The 12,263-nt window shown below is 63.4% G+C and carries 9 protein-coding genes and 1 pseudogene; 2 read left to right on the top strand and 8 right to left on the bottom strand.

The genetic code is table 11. The features are described 5' to 3' along the window. Window positions 1–15 precede the first annotated feature (15 nt). From aroB to pilM, 5 genes are all read right to left on the bottom strand, one after another. Window positions 16–1,113 carry a 3-dehydroquinate synthase gene (aroB, locus tag UW3_RS0109855; protein WP_010222232.1) on the bottom strand — a complete coding sequence of 366 codons (1,098 nt, stop codon included), beginning with the start codon at window positions 1,111–1,113 and terminating at the stop codon, window positions 16–18. Window positions 1,114–1,211: 98 nt separating this feature from the next. After that, on the bottom strand, window positions 1,212–1,730 hold the full coding sequence (gene aroK / locus UW3_RS0109850) for a shikimate kinase AroK (RefSeq protein WP_010222231.1): 519 nt from the start codon (window positions 1,728–1,730) through the stop codon (window positions 1,212–1,214). Window positions 1,731–1,734: 4 nt separating this feature from the next. Next, the gene (locus UW3_RS26765; protein WP_010222230.1) at window positions 1,735–2,976 is read right to left on the bottom strand and encodes a type IV pilus secretin PilQ; all 1,242 of its coding nucleotides are present in this window, start codon (window positions 2,974–2,976) and stop codon (window positions 1,735–1,737) included. A 24-nt stretch (window positions 2,977–3,000) separates the two neighbouring features. After that, window positions 3,001–3,852, bottom strand: a complete 852-nt coding sequence (locus tag UW3_RS26760; RefSeq protein ID WP_010222228.1) for a pilus assembly protein PilP — start codon at window positions 3,850–3,852, stop codon at window positions 3,001–3,003. Further along, window positions 3,849–5,096: a pilus assembly protein PilM gene (gene pilM, locus UW3_RS27845; protein WP_148276788.1), complete on the bottom strand. Its 1,248-nt coding sequence runs from the start codon at window positions 5,094–5,096 to the stop codon at window positions 3,849–3,851. Before pilM ends, UW3_RS26760 begins: the two co-directional genes overlap by 4 nt. 8 nt (window positions 5,097–5,104) lie before the next feature. Between pilM and UW3_RS0109830 the strand changes: the two genes are divergently transcribed. Continuing rightward, window positions 5,105–7,558, top strand: a complete 2,454-nt coding sequence (locus tag UW3_RS0109830; protein WP_374045261.1) for a penicillin-binding protein 1A — start codon at window positions 5,105–5,107, stop codon at window positions 7,556–7,558. Window positions 7,559–7,728: 170 nt separating this feature from the next. On the opposite strand, the gene UW3_RS0109825 is transcribed toward UW3_RS0109830, so the two are convergent. From UW3_RS0109825 to rpmE, 3 genes are all read right to left on the bottom strand, one after another. Then, on the bottom strand, window positions 7,729–8,997 hold the full coding sequence (locus UW3_RS0109825) for a malic enzyme-like NAD(P)-binding protein (RefSeq protein ID WP_010222225.1): 1,269 nt from the start codon (window positions 8,995–8,997) through the stop codon (window positions 7,729–7,731). A gap of 178 nt (window positions 8,998–9,175) precedes the next feature. Next, window positions 9,176–9,997 (bottom strand): thermonuclease family protein, encoded by an 822-nt coding sequence (locus UW3_RS0109820; protein WP_026001258.1) that lies wholly within the window; start codon window positions 9,995–9,997, stop codon window positions 9,176–9,178. Between the two features lie 2 nt (window positions 9,998–9,999). Further along, window positions 10,000–10,215 (bottom strand): 50S ribosomal protein L31, encoded by a 216-nt coding sequence (rpmE, locus tag UW3_RS0109815; RefSeq protein WP_010222223.1) that lies wholly within the window; start codon window positions 10,213–10,215, stop codon window positions 10,000–10,002. A gap of 171 nt (window positions 10,216–10,386) precedes the next feature. On the opposite strand from rpmE, the pseudogene UW3_RS26750 reads away from it, so the two are divergent. Then, a pseudogene (locus UW3_RS26750) lies at window positions 10,387–12,263 on the top strand (primosomal protein N'); the annotation flags it as partial.

The following is a 12,263-nucleotide window of genomic DNA, read 5'->3' as shown; positions in this document are numbered from 1 at the left end:
GGACGCTCATCAACCTCAAAGCTGGGCCACGATCGCGCGGTAATCCGCGGCCAGCGTGGCCTGAAGAATCTCTTTCGGATAGTCGTCGGTGACCACCGCTTCGCCCATGCGGCGCAGCAGGACCAGACGCAGACGACCGTCGAGTACCTTTTTATCTACTGCCATGTGCTCCATGAACTGCGCCGGGGTCATCTCGGCGGGCGGCACCACCGGCAAGCCTGCGTTCTGGAACAGACGGATACCACGGTCACGCTCCTGCTGGCTGATCCAGCCCAGGCGCATGGACATTTCCAGGGCCATGACAGTACCGGCAGCGACGGCCTCACCGTGAAGCCACACACCATAGCCCATGTGGGTCTCGATGGCGTGGCCAAAGGTGTGGCCCAGGTTCAGGGTGGCGCGCACGCCGGACTCACGTTCATCAGCACCGACCACCGCGGCCTTGGCCGCGCAGGAACGGCGGATGGCCTCGGTCAGCGCCACCTGGTCGAGGCCGCGCAGGGCCTGCATGTGCTCTTCGAGCCAACCGAGGAACGGTTCGTCACAGATCAGGCCGTACTTGATCACTTCGGCCAGGCCCGCCGACAGCTCGCGCGGCGGCAGGGAATTGAGACTGCGGGTGTCGATCAGCACCGCATTGGGCTGATAGAAGGCACCGACCATGTTCTTGCCCAGCGGGTGGTTGATACCGGTCTTGCCGCCCACCGACGAATCGACCTGGGACAGCAGGGTTGTCGGCACCTGGATGAAATCCACGCCGCGCTGGTAGCAGGCGGCGGCAAAGCCGGCCATATCGCCTATCACCCCACCGCCAAGCGCGACCACAGTGGTGCGGCGGTCGTGGCGGGCAGTCAGCAGCGCATCGAAGATCAGCTGCAGGGTTTCCCAGTTCTTGTAGGCCTCGCCGTCAGGCAGCACCACCGGCAGCACCGAGTAGGCCCCCAGGGTCTTGCTCAAACGTTCCAGATAGAGGGGTGCGACAGTCTCGTTGGACACGATGGCGACCTGCCGGCCGGCAATATGCGGCGCCAGCAGTTCAGGTTGATCCAGCAGGCCTTCGCCAATGTAGATCGGGTAGCTACGTTCGCCCAATTCGACCTTTAGTGTCTGCATGTGTCCCCACAATGAACTAGGCGCGGCATCGATGGCTCGAACCGCGCGATAACGGTGTGCCCTGTCACGGCATGACTGGTCGCGAGGATAGTCCTGGCTTAACGGGGCGGCAACTTCTGCAAGCGCTCGAGAATATCCTGCACCACCATCCGCGGCGGCCGTTCGTCGGTTTCCACCACCAGATCGGCAATCTCGCGGTAAAGCGGGTCGCGAACCTCCAGCAGCGCGCGCAAGGTCGCCTCCGGGTTGGCCGTGCGCAGCAAAGGCCGGTTGCGATCTCGCGAGGTACGCCCGACCTGCTGCTCGACCGAGGCGTGCAGGTACACCACCCGCCCGCCGGCATGCAGGGCTTGGCGGTTGGCATCGCGCATCACCGCGCCACCTCCGGTAGCCAGCACCACGCCATCGAACGCACAGAGCTCGGCGATCATCGCCTGCTCGCGGTCACGAAAGCCCGGCTCGCCTTCCTTATCGAAGATCCACGGGATATTGGCGCCGGTGCGCAATTCAATTTCCTTGTCGGAATCCTTGAACGGCAGGCGCAGCTCTTTGGCCAGCAGGCGGCCGATGGTGCTTTTGCCAGCACCCATCGGCCCCACAAGTATCAAATTTCGCACAGAATCAACGACTCACAGCAATCGCCTGGTCACTCATGATACGCGGAGTCAGGAAGACCAGCAGCTCGGATTTTTTCTCTTGTAGAACATCGCGACGAAACAGCCGCCCAACATACGGCACATCGCCGAAAAATGGCACCTTGTCGACAACTTTACTTTGCACCGTCGAGTACACGCCGCCGATCACGATGGTCTCGCCATCATTGATGCGCACCTTGGCGTTGACCTCGTTCTTGCGGATCGCCGGCACGTGATCAAGGGCATTGAGGTAGTCGGGCTCGTCCTTGGTCACCTTGACCGCCATGATCACCCGGTTGTCCGGGGTGATCTGCGGGGTTACCTCCAGAGACAGCGATGCCTCGCGGAAGGTCACGGACGTGGCGCCGCTGCCGCTGGTTTCCTGATACGGCACCTCGGTGCCCTTGAGGATCCGCGCGGTTTCCTTGTCGGCGGTAACCACCTTGGGCTGGGAGATGATCTCGCCATTGCCGGTCTTTTCCATGGCGCTGAGCTCCAGGTCGAGCAGTACGTTGTTGCGCACCAGGCCCACGCCGATGCTGGACGCGGCCCGATCCACGCCAAGATCGACAAAGGTATCGGCGCTGCCGAGGCTCAAACCCTTGCCGACCTGCACGGCGCCACCCCAACGCACCCCCAGGGCCTTTTCGAAATCGACATTGGCCTCGACAATCCGCGCCTCGATCATCACCTGACGAACCGGCACATCCAGTTCGCCGATCAGCCTGCGCAGCTCTTCCAGACGCTCTGGCGGCTGGCTGGCGACCAGGGTATTGGTGCGCTCGTCGACACTCAGCGAACCGTGGCTGGCGCCCCCGGCCTCATGGGCCATCAGGGCGTGGAACAACTCGGCGATATCGGCGGCCCTGGCATGATGGATCGGGATCAGCTCGCGCCGCGACGGCGCTGAACCGGCCAGCTCGGCACGCGGTGCGACCAGCAGCACATTGCCGTCCTTGCGCTGCTCCAGGCCCTTGCTGCGCAGTACCAGATCCAACGCCTGGTCCCAGGGCACATCCTGCAAACGCAAGGTCACCTTGCCTTGAACCGCGTCACTGGCCACCAGGTTGACCCCGGAAAAGTCGGCCAGCACCTGCAATACCGTGCGCACCTCGACATCCTGGAAATTAAGCGACAGCGGCTCGCCACCGTACAGTTGCTTCCCCGCAACGACGCCGGCAAACAGACAGCCCCCTATCAGCGCTGCAATAACACCTCCCTTGCCCATCGATGACCTCCCTGGCCAGCACCTTCAACGCAGGGCGAGTGTTCGCCGCCGCAGTTGCCAGCCTTGGCCGGCAATAAAAACCTGCTCGATAACGTCAACCTGCCGCTCGCTTATCTCGACAACCTTCCCCTGATCACGGCCCAGCCGGTCACCGACCTGAAGCCGATGCACAAGACCATCAGCCTGAATCAGTGCATGGCGGACGCCGCGACTGCCCAAGCTGCCGACCATCTCGAACTGCTCCAGCGCCAGACGCTGCAAAACATCGGCGGCTGGCTGCAGCGCAGAAGGCGCAAAAGGGTTGCGCAGCACGGCAACTGCTCGGCGCTCGGGAGGCGCTGGCGGCAAGCCCTGCGCCAGGGCATACAGTGAGTGATGCCGATAGGTCCGGGCTTGCAGCTCCATGAGCACAAGCCCCGCATCGGTCGGCTTGAGCGACAGCCCATGCACGGTCACCAGCCGCGGCTGCGCAGCCAGGTCAGCGAAGAACCCGGCAAGGTCCGAAAAGGTGCCACGCAGACGCAGTTGCAGGGGCCGCTCAAGGTAATGCTCAGCGGGTGACGCTTCGAGCACCTGCAACTGCTCGATGGCCACCGCATGGGCCTCGGCCAGGCGGGACAGGGTTTCGAACACCGCAGGCTCGTCGCGCCCCGACGACAATTGCCAACGGGCTTGTTGCAGACGGCTGTGCAATGCCGCCTGCTCGGCACTGCTTGCGCCCTTGTGCGGTAATGGATCGCTCCCTTGGCCAACCTGCATCAGCAAAGGCCGCAAATGCACGGCGTAGGCCACGCTCGCCAGCAGTGCCAGCAACCCCATCAGCAGCATCACCTGCACGGGCCAGGCGCGCCGTGCCACCAGGCCCCAGAGGCTCAAGGCGCTACCTTCAAGGCCGCGGCCAACTCGAACGCATGGCCTTCCTCGACCGCACTTATCTGCTGCAACTTGGCAGAACCGATCAAGGGTGAGGACGACAGGTTGCCTGCCAATTGCGCAACCAAAGCGGCCGACCGAGCCATTCCGGTGAGCTTGAGCGCAGTCAGCTCCTGGCTCAGGGCGGTGAGGTACAGACCGTCGGGCAGGGCCTGCTCAACATGTTCAAGCACATCCACGGCAAAATAACGGCCAGCCTGCAGGCCCTCCAACTGACGCAGCTCATGCAGCAGGGCTTCAGGCTCCGGCTGCCCGCCCTCTTGTTTGAGCGCGGCCAGGCTCAGCGCCTGCTCCTGCAGCACGCCCCGAAAATGCCGGTCGACGCCCCAGGTGAAAAAAGCAGCCAGCAGCACAACACTCGCACACGCGGCCTGAAACCTTCGAATACGCAGGCGATGGCGGCGCTCGCGCCACGGCAGCAGATTTAACCCGCAATTCCACATCGCCAGGCCACAGGCCACGCGCAGGCTCGATGCCACGTGCGCCAGCTCGGCGTCGAGCTGCAGAACTGCCGCCTCGCCTGTGGTTGCACGCTGCACTGCATGAGTATCGATTTCCAGCACCCTGGCGCTCAGCCCTGCGACCTCAAAGGTGGCTTCCAGCACATCCAGCATGCCGCGATGGCAGGCGGTAATCGCCACCTGCACGCTGGATGCATCGCCTGCAACCGGTTCAAGAACCTGGTAATCCAGCGCGGTATCTTCAAGGTCAAAGGGGATGAACTGCTCGGCGGCATCGTGCACGCGCGCAGCGACTTCGGCATCGCCCAGGCCAGCCGGCAGCGTCAGTAATTTGCTGATGGCCCGCGTAGCCGGCAAGGCCACAGCGCCCTGCCGACAGCGGCTGCCGCTGCGCTGCAGTGCGCGTTTCAAGGCTTGGCCGACCACCTCGGGGTCAGTAATCCAACCGTCTACCACGGCCCCTGCAGGCAGCGGCTCAAGCGCCCAGGCCCGCACGCACCAGGCGCCTTTGCGCCGGTGCAACTGCACCAGTCGGATGGACGGCAGGGCAATTTCTATCCCCAGGAGTGAACCGGCATCCATGCCGAAGCGTCCTAGCATTGGTTTTTCCTTGCTGGCGGTAGCCGCGCGCGTAACGCGGCGAGTTGAAAAATGCTTATAATGCCCAGCGTTTATCCTTTGTCCGCTGGCCCCGCGCGCAACCCATTCTTCTATCTGGACGCCCAAAAGCCTTGATACGCCTGCTGAAGTTCTTCTGGTGGTCTTTCGTCGCAGTCATCTGCGCGCTCATGCTCGGTCTGAGCGGCGCATTTCTGTATCTTAGCCCCAGCTTGCCCTCGGTAGAGGCCCTCAGAAGCATCCAGTTGCAGATCCCTTTGCGGGTCTACAGCAGCGACGGCAAACTGATTGCCGAGTTTGGCGAAATGCGCCGCTCGCCCATCCGTTTCGCCGACATTCCGCCGCATTTCATCCAGGCTCTGCTCTCGGCCGAAGACGACAATTTCGCCAATCACTATGGTGTCGACCCCAGCAGCCTGATGCGTGCTGCAACACAATTGCTCAAGTCCGGGCACATCCAGACCGGCGGCAGCACCATCACCATGCAGGTGGCGAAGAACTTCTTCCTCAGCAGCGAACGCAGCTTCTCGCGCAAGACCAACGAGATTCTCCTGGCCCTGCAGATCGAACGCGAACTGACCAAGGACGAGATCCTCGAGCTGTACGTCAACAAGATCTACCTGGGCAACCGCGCCTACGGCATCGAGGCCGCAGCGCAGGTGTACTACGGCAAATCGATCCGCGATGTGAGCCTGGCGCAGATGGCGATGATCGCCGGCCTGCCTAAAGCACCGTCGCGCTTCAACCCATTGGCCAACCCGGTGCGCGCCAAAGAGCGCCGCGACTGGATCCTGGGGCGCATGTACAAGCTCGGCAAGATCGACGAAGCCAGCTACCAGGCTGCCCTGGCCGAGCCGATCAACGCCAGCTACCACGTACCGACCCCGGAAGTTAACGCCCCTTACATCGCCGAAATGGCCCGCGCCGAAATGGTCGGCCGCTACGGCAGCGATGCCTACACCGAAGGCTTCCGTGTCACCACCACGGTGCCAAGCGACCTGCAGGAAATCGCCAACAAAGCGGTACTCAATGGCCTGACCACCTACGATGAGCGCCACGGCTACCGTGGCCCCGAATCGCGCTTCCCGGGCAAGACCCGCGACGCCTGGCGGCAGGAGCTGAGCAAGCAGCGCCCGCTGGGCGGCCTGGAACCTGTGATCGTCACCGACGTCAGCAAGGCCGGCCTGCAGGTTCTGACCCGCGCCGGCAATCAGGAAAGCGTGGCCTGGGAGACCATGAAGTGGGCCCGCCCGTTCCTCAACACCAACAGCCAGGGTCGCGCGCCGCAGCAGCCTTCGGACGTTGCCCAGGTCGGCGACCTGATTCGCGTCCAGCGCCTGGACGACGGCAGCCTCAAGTTCAGCCAGGTGCCGGGAGCGCAGAGCGCCCTGGTATCGCTGGACCCGAACAGCGGTGCGATCCGCGCCCTGGTCGGCGGCTTCTCGTTCGAGCAGAGCAACTACAACCGCGCCATGCAGGCCAAGCGTCAGCCGGGCTCGAGCTTCAAGCCGTTCGTGTACAGCGCCGCGCTGGACAACGGCTACACCGCCGCCAGCCTGGTCAACGACGCACCTATCGTGTTCGTCGACGAGTACCTGGACAAGGTCTGGCGCCCGAAAAACGACACCAACACCTTCCTCGGCCCGATCCGCATGCGCGAGGCGCTGTACAAGTCGCGCAACCTGGTATCGATCCGCCTGCTGCAGGCCATGGGCGTCAGCTCGACCATCGACTACATCAGCAAGTTCGGCTTCAACAAGCAGGACCTGCCGCCCAACCTGTCCCTGGCCCTGGGCACCGCGACCCTGACGCCGATGGAAATCGCCACCGGCTGGAGCACCTTTGCCAACGGCGGCTACAAGATCAGCCCGTACCTGATCGAACGCATCGAGAGCCGCAACGGCGAGACCCTGTTCACCGCCAACCCGCCGCGGGTCCCGCAAGCCGAGCAGGTCGAGGCCGGCATCGCCGCGCCAGAGCAGCCGATCACCAGCCAACTGCCGGGTGAAGGCCTGAGCACCGTTGCCAGCAACCCGGCTGCAGACGTCGTCCAGCCCCCTGCCGTGGCCGAGCGCATCGTCGACGGGCGCACTACCTACATCCTCACCAGCATGCTCCAGGACGTGATCAAACGCGGTACCGGGCGCCGGGCCCTGGCCCTGGGCCGTACCGACCTGGCAGGCAAGACCGGCACCACCAACGAGTCCAAGGACGCCTGGTTCTCCGGCTATAACGCCGATTACGTGACCACGGTGTGGACCGGTTTCGACCAGCCGGAAACCCTCGGCCGTCGCGAATACGGCGGTACCGTGGCACTGCCGATCTGGATGAACTACATGGGCGCTGCGCTCAAGGACAAGCCCAACCATGCACCGGCCGAGCCGGAAGGCATCCTCAGCCTGCGCGTCGACCCGGTCAGCGGTCGCGCGGCCACACCGAGCACGCCGAATGCCTACTTCGAGCTGTTCAAGGCCGAAGACACTCCGCCATCGGTCAATGAGCTGGGCAACGGCAGCGCGCCGGGTAGCCCGCTGCCAGCGGATGAGGCGGCACCGATCGATCTGTTCTGATGGCCAGCCCCCAGCGCGGGGCAAGCCCGCTCCCACACTGAAACAGGCCCCATCAGCCTCTGTGGGAGCTGGCTTGCCAGCGATGAAGCCAAAACCGATCCACAGCCATCACCCACAAAAAAGCCCCGACTCTCACGAGCCGGGGCTTTTTGTTACAACGCTACAACAGCTTAGCCGTTGAACACGTCATCCACGTTTTTCAGCGGGTAGTTCTTCGGATACGGCAGGGTTGCCACGCCGGTCTCGATCGCAGCCTTGGCCACGGCATCGGAAACAACGGTGATCAGACGGGCATCCATCGGCTTCGGAATGATGTACTCACGGCCAAATTCCAGGGAGTCGACGCCGTAGGCTGCGCAGACTTCCTTCGGCACTGGCAGCTTGGCCAGGTCTTTCAGGGCGTTGGCGGCGGCGATCTTCATCTCTTCGTTGATGCGCTTGGCGCGAACGTCCAGGGCACCACGGAAGATGAACGGGAAGCCCAGTACGTTGTTGACCTGGTTCGGGTAGTCGGAACGACCGGTGGCCATGATCACGTCATCACGGGTGGCGTGAGCCAGCTCCGGGGAGATCTCTGGATCAGGGTTGGAGCAGGCGAACACGATTGGGTTCGGCGCCATCGACTTCAGGCCTTCAGCGCTCAGCAGGTTCGGGCCGGACAGGCCGACGAACACGTCAGCGCCTTGCAGGGCGTCAGCCAGGGTGCGCTTGTCGGTAGCGTGGGCGAACACCGCCTTGTACTGGTTCAGGTCGTCACGGCCAGCGTGGATCACGCCAGTGCGGTCAACCATGAAGATGTTCTCGATCTGCGCGCCCATGCTCACCAGCAGTTTCATGCAGGAGATGGCGGCAGCACCGGCGCCCAGGCAGACGATCTTGGCGTCGGCCAGGTTTTTGCCAGCGATTTCCAGGGCGTTGATCATGCCGGCGGCGGTAACGATCGCGGTGCCGTGCTGGTCATCGTGGAATACCGGAATGTCGCACTGTTCGATCAGCGCGCGCTCGATTTCAAAGCACTCTGGCGCCTTGATGTCTTCCAGGTTGATGCCACCGAAGGTGATGGAGATACGCTTGACGGTGTCGATGAAGGCCTGCGGGCTCTCGGCGTCGACTTCGATGTCGAACACGTCGATACCGGCGAAACGCTTGAACAGAACACCCTTGCCTTCCATGACCGGCTTGGAGGCCAGTGGGCCGAGGTTACCCAGGCCAAGGATGGCGGTGCCGTCGGAAATGACTGCTACCAGATTGCCCTTGCCGGTGTACTTGTAGGCCAGTTCCGGATCGCGACCAATTTCACGTACCGGCTCGGCCACGCCAGGGCTGTAGGCCAGCGCCAGGTCGCGAGCAGTCGCGGTAGGCTTGGTGAGCTCGACGCTCAGTTTCCCCGGACGAGGCTGAGCATGGTATTCGAGAGCGGCGGTTTTCAAATCTGACATGGTGGGCATTCCGCTATTTACTGTTCTGACGGACCGCCGAGGATACGCAAAGAGCAAAGGGCCGACAAGACTGCCCGGTCACTTGTGTCAAGGCCTTTAACCTACGACTTTCCGCCAAGAGCCGCAGCCCGCAAGGGTTTTGATGTGTACAATTGAAATTAAAAATGTAGACAATTTTTTATCTTTCGACCCTTTCCAGCATCGACGGATCGGTCAGCGGCAGCAGCCAGCGCTGCTGACCAGGCTTCAGGCCACCTTTGCGGGAACGATCCAGCACCCAACCGCGGGCCTCAATGGATCGACCTTTCAGCTCAGCAAAGAAGGAAGAGGGGAAATTGCGCTGCAGCCGCGCGGGTACCTGGAGCACCAGGGCATCGTCGATTTCAATCCAGATCCCCCCGCGATTGCGCTCGATATCCATCACCTTGCCACTTATCAGCGCAAAGCCAGACTGTCGCAACTCGCTCGCCGGGGTCAGTGGCGATTGCCGCCACAGGCCTTTGCCAGCCTGACGAGCGGCACGCTCGGCCTGCTCCTGGCAGACAGTCAGGGCGACGTTGGGCGCGACCGCAACCCGGTAGCCAAGACCTTCACTGAGCAATTGTGCTTCGAAATTGTCGCCAGAACGGCCGTAGACATGAGCCAGAGTGCGGCCGTATTTGTCCCGCGGCTCGACGCCCGGAACCAGGCTCACCTCGCCGCCACTGGCCTTGACCAGGGCTTGCAAACGCTGGCGCGCGGCCTCGGCGAAGGCTTCACTGGTGCGACCTTTGCGACCGATTTCCGGTGCATTGATACCGATCAGGCGGACACTGCGCCCATCATTCAGACGCAAGGTATCGCCGTCGACCACCTGACGCACGCTGACCACCTGTGCATCGACAGGCGCCGCGCAGAACGCCAGGGCCGGCAACTGCCAAATCGCGCCCATAAAAAAGGCGCCCGCGAGGGACGCCTTTTTCAGCAGCAATGCCAAACCCATGGGGCCAGCTTCGCGCAATCTTACTTCTTGGCACCGAACATGCCGAAGCGATCTGCGAACTTCTGTACGCGGCCGCCGGTGTCCAGGACCTTCTGCTTACCGGTGTAGAACGGGTGGCAGAGGTTGCAAACGTCGATCGGCAGGGCCTTGGCCAGAGTCGAGCGAGTTTCGAATTTGTTACCGCAGCTGCAGGTAACTTCTACAGCTTCGTATACCGGATGGATATCGGCTTTCATGGTGTTTCCTCAGTGCTGACGTGCCGCCACTCAACACCATTGTTGAATACCGCACGCAAAATAGGGTCCGAATAATACCAGAGCAAACAGCCAACGCAAGTTGTCGCTTACACCGGCGGTCGTCTGCTAGGCTCGCCGGGTCCTGGAAATCCCCTGCAGAGAACCTTTCGCGTGTCCGACGTCATTCTACGCCTTGCCCTGCCCTCGCCTCTGCGGCGGCTGTTCGACTACAGGGCACCGGCGAGCATGGCGCGCCAGGCACTGACCCCGGGCATGCGCATCCGCGTGCCGTTCGGTCGGCGCGAGATGATCGGGATACTCATCGAGATCAGCGACACCAGCGAGGTGCCGGCCGACAAACTGAAGCCGGCCATAGCCCTGCTCGACCCGGTGTCGCCGGTGCCGCCGGCGCTGTTCAAGCTGTGCCTGTGGACCGCGCAATATTATCAGCACAGCCTCGGCGACACCTTGAGCTGGGCCCTACCGGTGCTGCTGCGCCAGGGCGAACCGGCGCAAGCGCGCCAGGAGCGCTTCTGGCAAGTGGCTCCGGGCGCTCGCCTGGACGACCCGCGCATCGCCCGCGCGCCGCGCCAGCGCGAAGCCCTGGCAACCTTGGCGCAACATCCCCACGGTGTTGCCCATACCTTGCTGAGCAAGCTGATGTTGAGCAAGGACAGCCTCGACCTGCTGCTGGCCAAGGAACTGGTCCAGGTCGAAGTACGCCGCCACCTGCCCCAGGAGCGCCACGAGCGCTGGTTGGCGCAGCCGGAACTACCCCTGAACGACGAGCAGCGCGCCGCCTTCAATGCCGTGCGCTCGGGTTTTGACAGCTTTCATGCGTTTTTACTGGCCGGGGTTACCGGCAGCGGCAAGACCGAGGTCTACCTGCAGCTGATCCGCGAAGCCCTGGAAGCCGGCAAGCAGGCGCTGATCCTGATCCCGGAGATCAACCTCGGGCCGCAAACCCTGGCGCGCTTCGAGCAGCGCTTCAACGCACGCATCGCCCTGCTGCACTCGGCGGTCAACGACCGCGAGCGCCTGGACGCCTGGCTCGCCGCCCGCGACGGCGAGGCCGACATCATCATCGGCACCCGCTCGGCATTGTTCACGCCGATGAAAAACCCGGGGCTGATCATCATCGACGAAGAGCACGACGGCTCGTACAAGCAGCAGGAAGGCCTGCGCTACCACGCCCGCGACCTGGCGCTGGTGCGCGCACGCCAGGAGAACATCCCGATCCTGCTGGGTTCGGCCACGCCTTCGCTGGAGAGCCTGCACAATGCCCACAGCGGCCGCTACGGCCTGCTGCGCCTCAATCAGCGTGCTGGCGGCGCCCAGCAGCCGCGCTTCTTGCGTCTGGATGTAAAAAGCCGGCCACTGGACAGCGGCATCAGCGGGCCGATGCAGCAAGCCATCGGCCAGACCCTGGCGGCCGGCCAGCAGGTGCTGGTGTTCCTCAACCGCCGCGGCTTTGCCCCGACGCTGCTGTGCCATGACTGCGGCTGGATGTCCGAGTGCCCGCGCTGCGATGCGCGGATGACCGTGCACCAGCGCTCCAACGAGCTGCGCTGCCACCACTGCGGTTATGACGAGCGGGTGCCGCGCCAGTGCCCGCAGTGCAACAAGGTCGACCTGCGCCCGGTCGGCGCCGGCACCGAGCGCGCCGAAGAGCGTCTGAGCATTCTTTTTCCCGATTACCCGGTGCTGCGCGTCGACCGCGACAGCACCTCGCGCAAGGATGCGATGAACCAGTTGTTCGCCACCATCCAGCGCGGCCAGCCGTGCATCCTCGTTGGCACCCAGATGCTCGCCAAGGGCCACCACTTTCCGCGGGTGACCCTGGTGTCGATCCTCGATGCCGATGGCGGCCTGTTCTCGGGGGATTTTCGCGCCAGCGAGCGCATGGCGCAGATGATCGTCCAGGTCGCCGGCCGGGCCGGGCGCGCCGAAGAGCCGGGCAAGGTGATCATCCAGACCCACCTGGCCGACCATCCTTTGTTGGTGCAACTGACCGAACAGGGCTACTTCGCCTTCGCCGAGCAGGCCTT

The sequence above is a fragment of the Pseudomonas donghuensis genome, from assembly GCF_000259195.1.
Taxonomy (GTDB): domain Bacteria; phylum Pseudomonadota; class Gammaproteobacteria; order Pseudomonadales; family Pseudomonadaceae; genus Aquipseudomonas; species Aquipseudomonas donghuensis.
This window is presented reverse-complemented; position numbering and strand designations above follow the sequence as displayed.